Raw genomic sequence first — 16,252 nt, 5'->3', positions numbered from 1 at the left:
TATCACACCAATCGATTGCGAAACAGCCACGCAGCCAGCGGCAGGGTCACCAGCGCAACGGCAAACATGGGCACCAGGTTCCAGGACACATCCGCCAGCGTTGCCCCCTCCAGGTAGATCCTCCTGACCAGGTCGATGGCAAAGCGCAGCGGATCGAGATAGGTCAGCAGTTGCAGGGCCTCGGGCATGCTGTGCACCGGGGTGATCAGGCCGGAGAGCAGGATCAGCGGCATCATCAGCACGAAGGTGTACACCATGGCCTGCTGCATGTTGGCCGACAGCGCCGAGATCGACAGTCCGATGCCCACGCAGGCGCTGGTGAAGACGAACAGCCCCAGGTACAGGTCCAGCACGGAGCCGATCATGGGGATCTTGAACCAGAACAGGCCGATGAGGAGGATCAGGCTGGACTGCAAAAGACCGATCAGTACCGACGGCAGTGCCTTGCCCAGCAAGATCACGAAAGGCGTCAGCGGAGTCACCAGCAACTGGTCGAAGGTGCCCTGCTCGCGCTCCCTGGCTACCGACAACGCCGCCAGCATCAGGGTCTGGATCATGCTCAGCGCGGCGATCAGGCCCGGCACTATGTTCCAGCGGGTTTGCAGGTTGGGGTTGAACCAGGCACGGGTCTCCAGGCGGATCGGCGCGTTGTCCACCGCCAGGAACTGCTGGTTGAAGTCAGCCACCAGGTTGGCGATATGCCCGGCCGCCATTCCCGCGGTCGTCGAGTTGCGACCATCCAGGATCAACTGCAAGCCGGCGTTTTCATGCCGGCTCAGGCGCTCGTCGAAGTCTGCGGCGATATGCAGCACCAGCAAGGCACTGCCCCGGTCGATCACCGGGGCGATCTCATCGACGCTGGTCAGGGTCGACACTCGGGCAAACACCCCGGAGGCATCGAAGCGGGCCAAAAGCTCTGTCGAAGCGCGCCCCTGGCTCTGATCCAGCACGGCATAAGGCACGTAGTTCAGGTCGTAGGTGGCGCCGTAGCCGAACAGCAATGACTGGACGATCGCCGGGGCAATCAGGATCACCCGGTTGGCCGGGTCCTTGACGATGGCCAGGAACTCCTTCTGAAACAGGAACAGCAACTCGCTTAGGAAATTCATTAGCTTGTCCATGGCTTCAATCCAGCTTCTTGCGGGTGCACAGGCGTGCAGCGTTCAACAGGAACACGGCGTAGGCCGCGAGGATTGCGAGGTTCTTGGCGATCAATGGCCAGTTGTTGCCAGCCAGGAACAGGGTCTTGACCAGTTCCATGAAATAAGTCGCCGGCAGGATCGAGCCCACCACGCGGATGAACGTCGGCACATTGCGCAGATCGAAGAGGAACCCCGAGAGCATCAGCGCCGGCAGGAAGCTGAAGATGATCGCGATCTGGCTGGCCAGGAACTGGTTGCGTGTCTTCGCTGAAATCAGCAGGCCAATGCCCAGGGTGACCAGCAGGTAGAGCATGGAGCTCAGCAGCAGGAGCACCAGCGACCCCTGGATCGGCACCTCGAACAGCAGCCGCGCCGAAACCAGGCACATCACCAGGCCCAGCAGGCCCACCAGGAAATAGGGAATGATCTTGGCCAGGAGTATTTCGATCGACCTGACCGGGGTGACGAACAGTGATTCGAGCGTGCCCCGCTCCCACTCCCGGGCCAGTACCAGAGAGGTCAGGAAGGCACCCACCAGGGTCATGATCAGGGCAATGAGCCCGGGCACCAGGTACCAGGTACTGCTGTTGGCGGCGTTGAACCACATGCGTTCGACGACCAGCACCCGACCGGCCGACTGGGGCTGCCCGGAGCGGTCGAACTGCTGCTGTTGCCAGACGTTCAGCGCGCCCCTGACATAGCGTCCAAGGGTCGCCGCGCTGTTGGCATCGGCGCCATGCAGGAGCAATTGCAAGCGCGCATCCTGCTGTTCGAGGCGCCTGGAAAAATCCGCCGGCACGCGAACGATGCCGTCGACCCGACGCTTGTCCATCAGTGCTTGGGCCTCGGCCATGCTGGTCACCTGGACCACCGAGAAGTAGTCCGAACTCGCAAGCTTCGCCACCACGCTGCGGGCGCTGGGGGAGCTGTCTTCCAGGACCACGGCCAGCGGCGTGTTGCGAATGTCCAGGGACAGGCCGTAGCCAAATATCAGGATCAGTACGATGGGCAGGACAATGCCTATCGCCAGGTTGCTCTTGTCGCGCATCAATTGGCGCAACTCCTTTCGGGTGAGCGCAATGAGCCTGCGCCTGAACCCTGAGGCGGATCGATTGGAGTCAGTCATGGTCATTCCTCACTGCACCGGGGCGCTGGCCTGGGCCCGAGCACGCTCGACCACGGCAATGAAGGCGCTGTTCATGTCGGCAAGCGACTCGCTGCCCTGGTGGCGTACCTGTTCCGGAGTGCCCAGGGCCAGCAGCCGTCCGGCATCCTGGATGACGATACGGTCGCAGTACTCGGCCTCTTCCATGAAGTGGGTGGTGATCACGATCGTCGTGCCGCTTTGCGCCAGGGCGGTGATACGGCGCCAGAACGCCCGGCGGGCCAAGGGGTCGATACCACTGGTGGGTTCGTCGAGAAACAGGATCTGCGGCTCGTGCAGCAGCGCGACCGCCATGGCCAGGCGCTGCTTGTAGCCACCGGGCAGCTCGCCGCTGCGCAGGTGCTTGTGTTCGTCGAGGTCGAACTGTTCGAGCATCAACGCCACCCGCGCTTTCAGCTTCGCGCCGTGCAGGCCATAGGCGCCGCCGAAGAAGCGCAGGTTCTCCAGGGCCGACAGGTTCGCGTACAGGGCGAACTTCTGCGAGACGTAGCCGATCTTGCGCCGCGCCGCCGCCCGTGCGGTACGCAGGTTGACGCCAGCCACCTCAAGGTGCCCGCTGGAGGCGGGAAGCAAACCGCAAAGCATGCGAAACGTGGTGGTCTTGCCGGCTCCGTTGGGGCCCAACAAGCCGAATATCTCGCCCTTCAACACCTCGAACGAGGTGCTGGCAACCGCGGTGAAGTCCCCGAACTTGCGCACCAGGTCGCGGACCTCGATGACCACCGCACGCCCAGAGGCAACGTCGCCCTGGCCGTCGCTGGCGGGCACCTGCGCCGGCTCGTCCAGGCTTGCAACGCTGCCAACCTGCTGCCGGAGCAACACCATGAAGCCATCTTCGAGGCGGGCCTCCAGCGCCTGGGGAGAGGCCTGGCCAGCCAGGGATGGAATGGCCTGCAGAGGCACCTGGGCGCTGCGGATAAAGCGAACCATGCCGCCTTCGGGCACGGCATCGATGATGTGTTCATTGTCGTCAAGCAAGCGCGCCTGCAACAGCCTGGCCGGGGTGCCGGCCTCGGGGCCGACGCCATAGCACAGGCCCTGCGCCAGATGGCACAACTGCGCCGGTGGCCCCTGGGCGATCAGCCGCCCCTGGTACAGCACAAAGACCTGGGCGCAACGCTGCGCCTCGTCCATGTAGGCAGTGCTGATCAGCACCGTGAGGTTTTCCTGCTCGATCAGTTGTTCGATGATGCTCCACAGTTCCCGCCGCGACAGCGGATCCACCCCCACGGTGGGCTCGTCCAGCAGCAACAGTTGCGGTGAACGGACCAGGGTACAGGCCAGCCCCAGTTTCTGTTTCATGCCGCCGGAGAGCTGTCCGGCCAGCCGGTCGCGAAAACGCGTCAGGTCCATCATCTGCAGCAAGCGGGAAAAGCGCTCCTCGCGCTGCTGGGCGCGCACGCCATGCAGGTCGGCATAGAGTTCGAGGTTTTCCTGGATCGTCAGGTCTTCGTACAGGCCGAACTTCTGCGGCATGTAGCTGATGAGGTCCTGCACCTGCTGCGGATCTGCGGCGACGTCCAGCCCCAGCACCTTCAACAGCCCTTCGTCGGCCTTGAGCAAGCCGGCAATCATCCGCAACAGGGTGGTTTTTCCGGCCCCGTCCGGCCCCACCAGGGCACTCAACTTGCCACTGGGCACCTCCAGAGAAACCTGCTCCAGAGCCAACTGCTCTCGCGTTCCACTGCGAAAGCGCTTGACCAGTTCAACAGCCTGAACCGTTACCGCTGGCGCACTCATGGCGTGGCCCCGGCCACCGGTGCCTGGTCAAGGTAGACGGTCGCCGGCATACCGAGCCGCAGGCGATCGTCAGGGTCCTTGACCAGCACCCGGATCTCGTAGACCAGGCTGGTGCGCAGGTCTTCCGTTTCCACCGACTTGGGGGTGAATTCGGCAACCGAGGAGATGTAGCCGACTTTGCCGTCGATGGCCTGGTCAGGAAAGCTGTCGGTGTAGACCCGCGCCCTCTGGTCCGCACGTATGTGGCCCAACTGACGTTCGTTGACATAGGCCCGTACCCACTTGGGGTCGGTCAGGGCCAGGGCAAACACCGGGCGCTGCGGCGAGGCCATATCCCCCGGCTCCAGCAAGCGCGTGCGGATCCGGGCCTGGGTCGGCGCCTTGAGCTGAGCGCGCGCCAGGTAATGTTCCAGCAGGTCCAGGTCGGCCCTGGAGGCTTGCAGGTCGGCCGTGGCCTGGGCGATGTCTTCATTGCGTGGGCCGATCTTGGCCAGGGTCCAGGATTCGCGCTGCTCCTGCGACTGGGCCTTGGCCACTTGCAAGCGGGCGGCTGCCTGGTCCAGGCGTTGCTGGCTGACGCCCTTGCCCTGGGTGTCGTCCGCGATCCTGCGCAGGCGCTGCATGTGCAGTTGAGCCAGCTGCATTTGCGCCTGGGCGGCATCAAAACGTGCCTTGGCCTGCTCGACCTCTTGAGGCCGTGTGCCATTTTTCAAGCGCAGCAGCGCCTGTTCCTGGGCGCCGATCCTGGCCTTGGAGCGATTTATTTCCAGGCGCAGTGTGCGTGTGTCGAGTTCCGCCAGGACCTGGCCTGGCTGCACCAGGTCGCCCTCTTCGGCATACAGCGCGGCGATTCGCTCACTGCCGTCGAACGCCAGGGACACCTGGCGAATGTCGACGTTGCCATGGAGCTTGATGTGGTCGTTCTGCTTCTCGGGGCGAAGGAGAAACCAGGAAACACCCGCTGTGGCCACCAGCAGTACGGCAACCCCTACAATCAACTGCTTCTTCATCCATGAGTCCTTTGTTTGCCAAGGCCTAATTAAAATTCAATTTGAATTTAAATTAGAAAATAACAGATACTGGCCATGAAGCAACCCCCCGCTCAGACCACGAGGAACATCATGAACACGCGACGCAGAACCAGCAGAAGCGACGGCGAACACACTAAAATCCGCATTCTCGATGTGGCTGCCCGCCTGTTTGCCCAGCATGGCTATGCCAACACCGCGAGCAAGCTCATCTGTGAAGAAGCCGGCGCCGACCTCGCCGCCATCAACTACCACTTCGGTAGCCGGGAAGCCCTGTACAAGGCAGTGCTGATCGAGGGACACAAGCAGCTGGTGAGCTTCGAAGCCCTGTCGCAGCTGGCGCAAAGCGAAGAGCCGGCGCTGATCAAGCTCGATAGCTTCATCGATGCCATCGTCACCCGGGTGCTCGATGAGCAGAGCTGGCAAAGCAAAGTCTGTGCACGGGAAATACTGGCGCCCACTGTCCATTTCACCAGCCTTGTGCAAGAAGAAGTGATGCCCAAATTCCGTCTGCTGGAAGCGCTCATCAGCGAGATCACCGGCTTTCCGATCGGTGACCCGGCGCTGGCGCGTTGCACCATCAGCATCATCGCGCCCTGCCTGATGCTGGCGGTGATAGATCGCCAGCAGCCCAGCCCGCTGCAAGCCGTCCTGCAACACGACGCCAACGCCCTGAAAGCCCACTTCAAGCTGTTCGCCAGGTCCGGCCTCGCGGCCATTGCCCAATAGTCGGCTCACACCGCCAGACTGCCAGGCTGATTGTGCAGGGCGCTGCCCAGCACAGTTTTGACCCGCGACATGACCTGGGCGTCAAGAAAGAAATGGCCACCGGCAAACACGAACTGCTCGAAGCCGCCCAGGGTGTAGCGCCGCCACTGCTGCATCTGCGCAGGCGGCGCAATCAGGTCCTGGGCGCCGCTCAGGCAGATCATGCGGGTGTCCAGCGGCTGCGGCTGGGCACCGGCGTAGGAGTAGACCATTTGTATGTCGGCCTGAATGATGGGCAGGTACATCTGCATCAGGTCCTCCTCGGCCAGCACCACCGCCGGCACGCCCCCCATGGCCTGCAGCGCGGCGATGGCCTGCTCTGCCGGCAGCTGGTGCAGCGGTGCTACCCGTTGCCGCACATGGGGCGCAATCATGCCCGAGAGCATCAGTTGCTGCGGCATTGGCAACCGCCGCTCCTGCAGCACTCCGGCGACCGCAAAGGCCAGCAAGGCGCCCATGCTGTGGCCGAAGAAACAGCAGGGGACGTCATCACCAAACTGCTCCAGGCAGTCGGCCACGTCATTGGCCGCCGCCTGCATGTCGCTGTAGCAGGCCTCCTGGCTGCGACCCTCGCGGCCCGGCAGCTGCAAGGCATACAGGTCGACCTGGTCGTACAGGGGCAGGAACCAGCGATGAAAGACCGAGGCCCCGCTCCCGGCATAGGGAAAGGTGAACAAGCGCATCTTGCCCCGCGGCCGGCTGGCATAGGGAAACCAGGCGTCCTTGGCCACGCGTGATGGAGTTCCCATGGCTCAGCCCTCCACCTGCCTGGCCAGGGCGAAGCGATCGACCTTGCCATTGGCGTTGCGTGGCAGTGCGTCCAGGCACAGCACCTTGTCGATGATCATGTAGCGAGGCAGGCGCTGGGCGCAGTGGCGCTTGAGGTCGATCAGCGAAAGAGCGTCCCGGGTGTGAGCGACCAGCACGCCCCACAACTGCGCGTTCATCCCCTCCCCGACCACCAGCACGGCGGCCTCGCTGACCTGGGGATGGGCCAGCAGCGCGGCTTCGACTTCCCCGCGCTCGATCCGGTTGCCACGCACCTTGAGCATGTCGTCACGACGCCCCAGGTATTCGTAGTTGCCGTCAGGCCGCTGCCTGACCATATCGCCGGTCTTGTAGGGCCCCTCCTGAGCCGGCTTGGCGAAATAGCCCAGCATGACCGTAGGCCCCTGCACCACCAGCTCACCTTCTTCACCCACTGCGCAGCGGCTGCCGTCAGGCTTTTGCGCCCACACCTGGTTGCCGGAGGCGGCCGTGCCGATGGGCACCGGGAGCACGCGCTCGGGATCGATGGCGCCGACCTCGAATGCGGTGCACACATTGGTTTCCGTGGGGCCGAAGAGATTGGCCAGACGCACATCGGCATAGGCCGCGCGCAGGTCACGCAGGTGCTTGATCGGAAAAGGCTCGCCGGCGAACAGCAGCACCCGCAGGGTGTCCTGGATATCGCTGAGCAAGTCGCCGTCTTGCATCATCATCATGAGTACCGAGGGCACCGAGTACCAGATGCTGATTTCGTGCTGGCGGATGAAGTCGGTCAGCAGCCGCGGCGAGAACGCGATCGACTCGGGAACCAGGCACACCGTCGCGCCCACATTGAGCGCGCAGTAGATGTCCAGGACCGACAGGTCGAAATGCAGGGGAGCATGGTTGGCGAACCGCTCGCCAGGCTGGAAGCAATAGCGCTCGCACGCCCAGTCGACGAAGGCCAGGGCATTGCCGTGGCTGAGCGCAACCCCTTTGGGCACGCCGGTGGAACCGGAGGTGTAGAGGATGTAGGCCAGATCGTCCGGCTGGATGTCCAGCGTCGGCACGAGGCTGGAGCCGGTATCGATGTTGCGCCAGTAGCCGGCGCTGGCCGGGTCGTCCAGGACCACGCTGCGCACCTGGGCAAGCGCGGAGCCGGCGAGTTCTTCCAGGCGTGCCGCGGTGCAGAGAACCAGCACGGCCTGGGAATCCCCGGCGATCTTTTCCAGGCGCGACACCGGGCTCAGAGGGTCCACCGGCACATACACCACCCCCAGCCGCAGGGCCGCCTGCATGACCGCCACCAGGTCCACCGACTTGTGCGCCCAGAGCAGGATCCGCTGCCCCTGCCCGACCCCCAGGGCACAGAGCATTGCCACGAATTCCCGGGTCCTGAGCTCCAGTGCCTCGTAGCTCAAGGCATCCTGCTCATCCACCACCGCCGTCTGCCGCGGGTAGCGGGCAAGGCTGTGCATCATCCGTTCATGGAGCAGCTTCATAGCTTCAGCTCCCGGGCAATGATCTCGTGCTGCATGTCGCTGGTGCCGGAAAAGATCGTAGTGCCGATGGAATCGCGCAGCATCGCCTCGATCCCGAAAGACTCCAGGCAGCCCCGGCCGCCGAAAATCCTCACCGCATCGATGCTCGATGCCAGCGCCCCCTCACTGATGGCCAGTTTCGACAGGGCAATGTTGAGCTGCCCCGGATCGCCCTGGTCCATGCCCCAGCACGCCCGGAACAGCAGCAACCGCGCCGACTCCAGGCGCAGCTTCATTTGCGCGATACGGTGCGAAACCGCCTGGTTGTCGCCAATCGGCTTGCCAAACTGGCGCCGGGTGCGCGCATGCTCGATGGCCTGTTCCAGTTGCCGCTCCATCATCCCCAGGAACGCTGCGAACAGGCAGGCACGTTCCCAGCCCATGGAACTCTGGAACACCTGCCGGCCCTGCCCCTCCTCACCCAGGCGGTTGACCTCAGGAACCACACAATCGTCAAAGAACACTTCACCCGCAGGGCAGCTTCTCAGGCATACCTTGTCCAGGGGCTCACTGACCCTGAGCCCCGCAGTGCTGCGGTGGACGATAAAACCGCTGACGCCCAGGGCACCGTACTCGGGCTGGGTGGTGGCATAGGTCACGAAGATGTCGGCAATCGGCGCATTGCCGGCAAAGCTCTTGTGGCCGTCAAGGCGATAGCTGCCATCGGCCTGGGGCCAGGCACGGCTCTTCAAATTGCTGGAGTCGGAGCCGGCCTCGGGTTCGGTGATCGCGTTGGAGCCGATGAATTCACCGCTGGCGAGTTTGGGTAACACATCGCGTTTGGTTTCCGGTGTTGCGAACTCGACGATCGGCATCGCACAGGCAAACTGGTGGGCCGCCGCCGCGAACACCAGGCCCATGTCGGTGCAACCCAGGCCAAAGGCGTGCATGGCAATGGCCGTCGACAGTGCACCCAGGCCCTGGCCACCGTATTCCCGGGGAATCGACAGCCCCAGCAACCCGGCCTCGCCGCAGATCGCCCATTGCCGGGCGGTGAAATACCGCGAGTGTTCATTGCCACAGGCCGCCAGTTGCTCGGCACACACCTGGGCGATCATGGCCGCATGTTTTTTCTGGGTATCGTCGTAGTTGAAGTCCATTTCAACTCTCCTTGCGCAGGGAAGGTTTTCTGAAGGATCGATAGAAAATCAGCCGTCCGACCTCTGAGGGCACCTGCATCAGGCCCCACCAGAGCGCCTTGAGCTTTCTCAAGGTGGTCAGTTGATAGACACGAGCGTGAGGATTAGCAAAATCAAAAATAGGCGGCACAAAACTGGCGTTGGCAAGCTCCGTAAAGATGCTGCTCGCCGCCTGCGCAGCTGAGACATTGGCGCTTTTGACGTCATCACAAAGGCCCAGCGTAGTGTTGAGAATATCCTTGTACCCCTGATACAGAGGCATCCAGAAACCGTCCTCTGCGAGCTGGTCGATTTCATCGAACACTCGCGGGTCCAGGTCCTTGGCAAAGGCATCGTTGATCTTGCGCGCGGTGATGGTGGCGGCAATCGACTGCAGCAGCCAGACACGGGCGAAGGCATTCCACAGTTCGGGGTCGCGAAACGACACATAGGCCGCTGAGGCGATCCGGTCACTCAAGCTGATGATGCTGTCCTGGATCAGGACAAAATCATTCAGGGCCGGGCTGCGGTAGTCACCGCTGTGCGCCGCCTTGATCAACCGGTGCCCCAGGGCCAGAACCAGTTCCGCAGCATTGGACAGCTTGCGCGAGAACAACAGATCGTTGCTCGCGGCGCCCTCATCGAACATCAGGCAGCGGCGTTCGAGCGCCGTGCGATAGACCTGCCGGGGCGGCTGGCGCAGCGCCCACTCGCGTACCCGCCGGGCGCCGGACAGGTGTCGCCCCAGGCCGGGGTACAGCTCGATCAGGCCGGCCAGGACCTGATCGCCGTCCATGCTCGGGCAGAGGTCCTCACGCAGTGAAACCAGCACGCTGACCAAAGGGTTGTGCGAGTGCTGGTGGTTGTTGAACGGGATGACCCCCACCCAGCCCCCATCGAACACGTGATGCAGAGTTCCGCCATGCCACTGGCCGGGAAAATCGCCCTGCACGCACTCATCGAACGGCACCACCCCGAGCATATGAGTGGAGAATTCCAGGGTCCGGGTCTTCTGCGTCGAAGGCTGGCTGACCAGGCCCGCCTGCCGCGCCAGCACCTGGCCACCCTGGCTGCCATCGACCATGAAATCGGCAGTGACCCAGCGTCCCAGCGCCGTAGCTACCTTGACCCCGCTGTCCTCGACCAGCACCTCGGGGCTGTTGTCGATCTCCACCAGCTGCGCGCCATAACCGATGGCCGCCGCCAGCAGGTAGGCGTCGATGTCGGGCCTGAACAGATGGTTCTCGCCATGCTCGGAAGGCACGTTGAATTGCAGCGCCTGGCCCAGGTCCACCGCCCGGCTGCGCTGGTGATAGATGAACCCGAGGTTCTTCTTGACCCCGGAAGACGGCATCACCTTGTGCTGGATATCCCGGGTGCGGGCGATGTTCTTTATTTCCGGCACGCCATAGCGGTCGGCAATCAGCTCGAAAATCATCGAGGTATAGGGAATCGTCGCCTCACCGGTAAGGTCGGGGGGCATCTGCCGGTTGCGCAACAAACCGACCCGGACCTTGTTCCGGGCCAGGCAGGCGGCGAGCATGATCACGCTGATGCTGTTGCCCGCCAAGAGAATGTCGTAATGCTCTGGCGCCTTGCCAGACTGCACATCGTTCATAACCACCTCAATCACAGATCATGGGTCTGGGTTGCACTGCCTGCGGCCCGTCAGGCCTCGGCCACGCAGCCCTGTTCCTTTATCGAACGGGCCAGGAAGTCCGGCCACATCAGGCCCGGACACTCAAGAAACTCGCGGGCCTTGATCTCCAGCTTCAGATCGCGCCGGCAGCGGGCGACCATGTCCATCACCAGCAGCGAGTCCAGGCCGAAGTCCATCAGGCTGCCGCCATCCTCGAGCTTGGCCCGCACCTGTTCGGTCTTGACCCCGAGCAACTGCGCGTACTGCTCCCACACGTAGTCATCCAGCAATGCCAGGGCGGCGGCTTCGTCGGCGCCCGCCAGTTGCTGCAGGATCTCCACGTTGCTGCTGTCGCCGGCCCTGGCGGTCGGAGCCTGGCTGCGGATGTACTGCAGCAGCGGTTGCGGGCCGCGGGATTCGAGCAGTGGCTTGAAGCGATTCCAGTCCACCCCTGACACCACCAGCTGAGGCAGCTCGCTGGCCAGAATCCGCGACAGCAGGCCGACGTTCTGCACTGGGGCGATCTGTTTCAAGCCAACGCTGGTGAGGAAATTCAGCACCTGTTCGTCGAACAGGTGACTGCCGCCGGCCCACAGTCCCCAGTCGATCACCAGGGCACTCAGGCCCATGGCCCGACGCTGCCACGCCAGGCTGTCGAGGAACTGATTGGCGGCTGCGTAGCTGGCGACATGCTGCGAACCCCAGACACTGGCGATGCTCGAACACAGGGCAAAGAAGTCCAGGTCCAGCCCCAGGGACAGTTCGTGCAACAACCAGGTGCCCTCGACCTTGGGCCGCATCACCTGATCGAAACTGTCACGGTCGACGTCCTTGAGGTCCTGCGGAATTGAAATCCCGGCGGCATGGAAGATGCCCTTCAGGCTCGCGCCCGACGCCTCCAGACCGCAGAACAGCCGCTGCATGTCCTGGGGCGAGGTGATGTCGGCCTGGACGTAACTCACCCGCGATGCCGCAGCGCCGAAGCGCTCCAGGCCCGTAGCAACATCCTCCAGTGGCCGCCGGCCGGTGATCAGCACAGCGCCAGCGCCTTTATCCAGAAGCCACTGGGCCATGGCCAGGCCAATTCCGCCCATGCCGCCGGTAATCAGGTAACTGCCCTGCGGGCAAGGCGCATAGGCCTGTGCTGGCAACTGCGCAGCGCTGAAATGGTTCAGGCGCTGGACATAGCGCTTGCCCGGGCGCAGGCAGATCTTGTCCTCGCCATCGGGGTCGCTGACTTCTTCGGCCAGGGCCCTTGCCCAGTGAGGATCGTCGGGGGCCAGGTCGATCAGCCCGCGCCAGTGTTCGGGGTGCTCCAGGGCGAGCGTCTTGCCCAGCCCCCACAACGGCCCGGTCGCCACTTGCAAGGGCTGTTCGCGATCCAGGCCAACGGCGTTTGCCCCTTGAGTCACCAGCCACAACCGGCCACCGCGCGGGCCCAGTTCGATGAGCGCCTGGACCATCTCCAGCAACGGGTGGAACAGTGTCGCCTGCAGGCTCGACAGGCTCTGCAGCGTGGTCGAGCCGGCATCCTCGATGTCTTTGCCATCGAGCACGATGATATCGGCGGCCAAGGCCTCGCCTTCATCGGTCAATGGCTGGCTCGGGTCCTGGGCCAGCACCCTCCTAGCGCTATCGAGCAACTGCTGCGGGCACAGGACCCGGGTACGATGCCCGCCACGCTGCAGGTGTTCGACCAGGGGAGCGGCGGTCTCTGGAGAGCGGCTGACCAGGGTGAACAAGCGGTCCTGCTGCGGCACTTCGGCGCGCTGGCGAGGGCGTTCGAGCCAATCCAGGCTGTAGAGCACGTCGGGCTGGTAAAGCATGCCACGCAGCGCCTCCTCACTCGGCGCGGCAGCCAGGGTCAGCCCTTCCAGGCTGCCTACACACTGGCCGTGGGCATCGTACAAGGCGCAGTCGAACTGCTGCGGATGTGCCTGGCTCGTGGCAATCACCAGGCTTTGTGCCCGGGGCGAAGCGGACCGGCTGGCGACCCAGCGGCGGATGCCGCTTATCGAGCCCGGCGCATCACCCGGCGCCGCCTGCCCCAGGTACTCGAGGACCTGCCCAAGGCGATTGCCGTGCGGATCGGCTTCTGCCGGCAACTGCATGTGATAGACAAAGCCTGCGTCCTGGGCGGCGGCATGGCCCGGGTCCGGCAGGCCGCCACGGGTGACCGCCGGCATGCCCTCCAGGGTCAGCGACAGGACCGGCTGCCAATCGGCACCGGCAACCTTGGCCGCTGCGCTCAGGGCCGAGCAGTTGACCTCCCAGGCCGCCCCGGACAGCGGCTTGAGTTCGGTAAACAGATGCAACTGGTCATCGACATGGAACGCCAGGGCCGGGGTGATGCTGGCGAGGCTCACCCCATAGGTGTCCAGCTGCAAGTGCCCGGCCAGCTCATCGCTCAGGGCTGCCAGCAACCGGTCAGGACGCAGCAGCGCCAGGTCATCGCGGATCTCGCCGCCCACGGCCTGCAGGAGCGCGCTATCCAGCTTCGACTCGAATGCCGGAGTGGGTGCATTGACCGAGTGCCCCAGCAGCCGGCCGACCGCTCCCGCAGCGAGCTGTTGCAGGGGCGAGCCGCTGGCGTTGTCGAACCAGTAGCGCTGGCGCTGAAACGCATACCCGGGCAAGGCCTGGCGCAAGGCCCCGTCATGCTCGTGCAGCCGGGCCCAGTCGAGGTTATGGCCGCCCACGTAGAGCTGCGCGGCGGCCAGGCGCAGGTCCCTGGGCGGATCGCCGGCCCGGCGCAGGCTGGCCAGGACCAGGCTGTCGTCCGCCAGGGGGTGACGGCCGATCAGCGGCGTCAACACAGCATCGGAGGCCACTTCAAGGAAGGTTTTCACCCCCAGCTCTGCGATCAGGGTGTTGACCCCTTCGCTGAACCTCACGGCCTGGCGGGTGTGCGTACACCAGTAATCGGGCGAGCCCAGGCTAGAGAGCGTATGCACCCGGCCAGTGACACTGCTGATGACCGGCAAGCGCGGCTCGCTGAAGGTGATCTGCGCCACCGTCTGGCGGAACGCTTCAAGCATCGGCTCGGTGGCTGCGGTATGGAAGGCATGGGAAACCGCAAGCTTCTTGACCTTGCAGCCGCTGGCGAGCGCCGCTTCGGCCAGCGCCTGGACCTCGGCCTGCGGCCCGGCCACCACCACGTCCTGCGGGCTGTTGACCGCCGCCAGTTCAATTGCGCTGCCGGGCCGGTCCTTGAGCAGCTCCAGCAGTTGCGCCTCGCTCATGCCCAGTGCGTACATCGCGCCGCCGGCCGTCATCAGTTGCTGGGCCAGGCGCCCACGCGCCTCCACCATACGCAACGCGTCAGCCAGGGATATCGCCCCGGCCACACAGATGGCACTGATCTCGCCGAAACTGTGTCCGAACAGCGCATCGGCAGCGACCCCCCAATGCATCCACAACCGCGCCAGGGCATATTCAACCGCGAATATCGCCGGCTGGGCATAGCGGGTCTGTTGCAGGTAGCTGTCACTGGCCGCACCCGCGTCCAGCACCAGGGTCAGCAGGTCCACGTCCATCAGCGGCTGCAACAGGGCGCGGCATTCATCGATCTGCGCCTTGAAGAATGGTTCGCTGTCATACAGTGCCTGGGCCATCGCCCGGTACTGGCAGCCCTGCCCCGGAAAGAGCATCACCAGCGGCGCCGCCGCTCCCTGGCAGCGCCCTTCGAATACATGGCCCACCACCTTGCGTGACGCATAGGCCGCCAGTTGCTCGCGCAGCCCCTCACGGCTATCGGCTACGGCCGCGAAACGATGGCCAAAGTGCGCCCGCCCGACGTTCGCCGTGTAGCACAGGTCCTTGAGTTCGAGCTGGCTGTTGTCGGCGATAAAACGTTCATAGCGTCCGGCAATCTGGCGCCGGGGTGTCTCGCCCTTGGCCGACAGAGTGATCAGTTGCCAGGGGTTGTCGCGCCCCTGGGCACGTTCGCGCAGCGGCGCGTCGCCCACTAGCACATGGGCGTTGGTGCCGGTGACACCAAACGAACTGACACCGGCGTGCCGCGCCTTGCCCTGGCGTGGCCAGGGGGTGGATTCGGTGACCACCTTCAGGGCCAGGCGATCCCATTCGATCCGCGGATTGGGCGTGTTGAAATGCACCTGGGGCACCAGGGCCTCTTGTTGCAGGCACAACAGGACCTTGGCCAGCCCGGTCACCCCGGCGACCGGTTCGAGATGCCCCATGTTGGCCTTGATCGAGCCCACCAGCAGCGGCGCATCCACGGGCCGCTGCTTGCCCAGTACCGCATGCAGGGCGTGCAGTTCGATCGGGTCGCCCAGCGCGGTGCCGGTGCCATGGGCCTCGACATAGTCGACCTCGCTGCCCTGGAGCCCGGCCTGGCCGAGCGCCAGCCTGATCACCTCTTCCTGGGCGTGGATGTTGGGCACGGTGATGCCGCTACTGGCGCCGTCGTTGTTGACCGCACTACCCTCGATCACGGCCAGCACCGGGTCCTGGTCGCGTACCGCATCACTCAGCCGCTTGAGCGCAAGGATCACGCAGCCTTCGGCACGCCCGTAGCCATCGGCCGCAGCGTCGAAGGTCTTGCAGCGGCCATCGGGGGCCACGGCCCGCAGCTTGCTGACCAGGATGAAACCGTAGGGCGACAGGATCAGATTGACCCCACCGGCCAGCGCCAGCTCGCTCTCGCGGCTGCGCAGGCTGTTGCAGGCCTGGTGCAGGGCCACCAGGGATGAGGAGCAGGAGGTGTCGAGCACCACCGCCGGGCCCCTGGAGCCCAGGGTGTAGGCAATGCGTCCGGCCACGAAACTGGTTTCGCCATAGAACTGGTAGGCGTTGACGTCCTCGACCGCGCCCAACTGCTGGCGCAGGCGCACGTAATCATTGGTACTGACCCCCATGAACACGCCGAGCTTCTTGCCATGCAGGCTGTCGGGGGCGATCGCGGCGTTCTCCAGGGCCTCCCAGGCGACCTCCAGGGCCAGGCGCTGCTGGGGGTCCATGCCTTCGGCTTCCTTGGGCGAAATGCCGAAGAAGCCCGGGTCGAACTGATCCACCCCCTCGATGAAGCCGCCACGCATGACGTAGGCCTTGCCGGGTGCCTGGGGATCAGGATGGTAATAGTCGGTGCCGTACAGACGGTCGCGGGGCATGTCGCCCACCGCATCGGTGGCATTTTTCAGCAGGCTCCACAGCCGCTTCGGTGTGTCGGCACTGCCCGGCAGCCGGCACCCCAGGCCCACTACGGCGATCGGCTCGACAGGCGCCGAGCTCTTGCCGGCCACCTTTTCCTTGAGCGCACGGATGGTGGTGATTGCCTGAGCAAGACTCTCTTGCAGCTGTTCCTTGCTTACATCGCGGACATCGTTATCCATAAAGGCCTCG

At 64.3% G+C, this 16,252-nt stretch carries 10 protein-coding genes; 1 reads left to right on the top strand and 9 read right to left on the bottom strand.

Going from position 1 to position 16,252, the window contains the following annotated elements; genetic code table 11:
* Positions 1–2: 2 nt before the first annotated feature.
* Genes J5M73_RS25465 through J5M73_RS25450 form a run of 4 tightly spaced genes read right to left on the bottom strand, consistent with a single transcriptional unit; the run spans position 3 to position 5,057 of the window.
* Positions 3–1,121, bottom strand: coding sequence for an ABC transporter permease (locus tag J5M73_RS25465; RefSeq protein ID WP_102863369.1), 1,119 nt, complete (start codon positions 1,119–1,121; stop codon positions 3–5).
* 4 nt (positions 1,122–1,125) lie between these two features.
* The gene (locus J5M73_RS25460; RefSeq protein ID WP_102863368.1) at positions 1,126–2,274 is read right to left on the bottom strand and encodes an ABC transporter permease; all 1,149 of its coding nucleotides are present in this window, start codon (positions 2,272–2,274) and stop codon (positions 1,126–1,128) included.
* Between the two features lie 3 nt (positions 2,275–2,277).
* Positions 2,278–4,047, bottom strand: coding sequence for an ATP-binding cassette domain-containing protein (locus tag J5M73_RS25455; RefSeq protein ID WP_207816356.1), 1,770 nt, complete (start codon positions 4,045–4,047; stop codon positions 2,278–2,280).
* Positions 4,044–5,057, bottom strand: a complete 1,014-nt coding sequence (locus J5M73_RS25450; protein ID WP_207816354.1) for an HlyD family efflux transporter periplasmic adaptor subunit — start codon at positions 5,055–5,057, stop codon at positions 4,044–4,046. Before J5M73_RS25450 ends, J5M73_RS25455 begins: the two co-directional genes overlap by 4 nt.
* A gap of 111 nt (positions 5,058–5,168) precedes the next feature.
* Between J5M73_RS25450 and J5M73_RS25445 the strand changes: the two genes are divergently transcribed.
* Positions 5,169–5,804: a TetR/AcrR family transcriptional regulator gene (locus J5M73_RS25445; RefSeq protein ID WP_180988573.1), complete on the top strand. Its 636-nt coding sequence runs from the start codon at positions 5,169–5,171 to the stop codon at positions 5,802–5,804.
* A gap of 5 nt (positions 5,805–5,809) precedes the next feature.
* On the opposite strand, the gene J5M73_RS25440 is transcribed toward J5M73_RS25445, so the two are convergent.
* Genes J5M73_RS25440 through J5M73_RS25420 form a run of 5 tightly spaced genes read right to left on the bottom strand, consistent with a single transcriptional unit; the run spans position 5,810 to position 16,242 of the window.
* Positions 5,810–6,592 carry an alpha/beta fold hydrolase gene (locus J5M73_RS25440; RefSeq protein WP_102863364.1) on the bottom strand — a complete coding sequence of 261 codons (783 nt, stop codon included), beginning with the start codon at positions 6,590–6,592 and terminating at the stop codon, positions 5,810–5,812.
* 3 nt (positions 6,593–6,595) lie between these two features.
* The gene (pltF, locus tag J5M73_RS25435) at positions 6,596–8,092 is read right to left on the bottom strand and encodes an L-proline--[L-prolyl-carrier protein] ligase (protein ID WP_115580179.1); all 1,497 of its coding nucleotides are present in this window, start codon (positions 8,090–8,092) and stop codon (positions 6,596–6,598) included.
* Entirely contained in the window at positions 8,089–9,231 is a 1,143-nt protein-coding gene (pltE, locus tag J5M73_RS25430; RefSeq protein WP_102863362.1) for an L-prolyl-[peptidyl-carrier protein] dehydrogenase, read from the bottom strand. Before pltE ends, pltF begins: the two co-directional genes overlap by 4 nt.
* Position 9,232: 1 nt before the next feature.
* Positions 9,233–10,867 (bottom strand): halogenase, encoded by a 1,635-nt coding sequence (locus tag J5M73_RS25425; RefSeq protein ID WP_102863361.1) that lies wholly within the window; start codon positions 10,865–10,867, stop codon positions 9,233–9,235.
* A 50-nt stretch (positions 10,868–10,917) separates the two neighbouring features.
* Positions 10,918–16,242, bottom strand: coding sequence for a type I polyketide synthase (locus J5M73_RS25420; protein ID WP_207816352.1), 5,325 nt, complete (start codon positions 16,240–16,242; stop codon positions 10,918–10,920).
* Between the last annotated feature and the right edge of the window lie 10 nt (positions 16,243–16,252).

It is taken from the genome of Pseudomonas sp. 50_B (genome assembly GCF_017491625.1).
GTDB lineage: Bacteria > Pseudomonadota > Gammaproteobacteria > Pseudomonadales > Pseudomonadaceae > Aquipseudomonas > Aquipseudomonas danubii.
This window is presented reverse-complemented; position numbering and strand designations above follow the sequence as displayed.

What these genes read in the sequence shown, in the direction of transcription:
- J5M73_RS25460 (WP_102863368.1), bottom strand. Translation starts at nt 2,274, where the DNA reads ATGACCATGACTGACTCCAATCGATCCGCCTCAGGGTTCAGGCGCAGG.
- pltE (WP_102863362.1), bottom strand. Translation starts at nt 9,231, where the DNA reads ATGGACTTCAACTACGACGATACCCAGAAAAAACATGCGGCCATGATC.
- J5M73_RS25445 (WP_180988573.1), top strand. Translation starts at nt 5,169, where the DNA reads ATGAACACGCGACGCAGAACCAGCAGAAGCGACGGCGAACACACTAAA.
- pltF (WP_115580179.1), bottom strand. Translation starts at nt 8,092, where the DNA reads ATGAAGCTGCTCCATGAACGGATGATGCACAGCCTTGCCCGCTACCCG.
- J5M73_RS25440 (WP_102863364.1), bottom strand. Translation starts at nt 6,592, where the DNA reads ATGGGAACTCCATCACGCGTGGCCAAGGACGCCTGGTTTCCCTATGCC.
- J5M73_RS25455 (WP_207816356.1), bottom strand. Translation starts at nt 4,047, where the DNA reads ATGAGTGCGCCAGCGGTAACGGTTCAGGCTGTTGAACTGGTCAAGCGC.
- J5M73_RS25465 (WP_102863369.1), bottom strand. Translation starts at nt 1,121, where the DNA reads ATGGACAAGCTAATGAATTTCCTAAGCGAGTTGCTGTTCCTGTTTCAG.
- J5M73_RS25425 (WP_102863361.1), bottom strand. Translation starts at nt 10,867, where the DNA reads ATGAACGATGTGCAGTCTGGCAAGGCGCCAGAGCATTACGACATTCTC.
- J5M73_RS25420 (WP_207816352.1), bottom strand. Translation starts at nt 16,242, where the DNA reads ATGGATAACGATGTCCGCGATGTAAGCAAGGAACAGCTGCAAGAGAGT.
- J5M73_RS25450 (WP_207816354.1), bottom strand. Translation starts at nt 5,057, where the DNA reads ATGAAGAAGCAGTTGATTGTAGGGGTTGCCGTACTGCTGGTGGCCACA.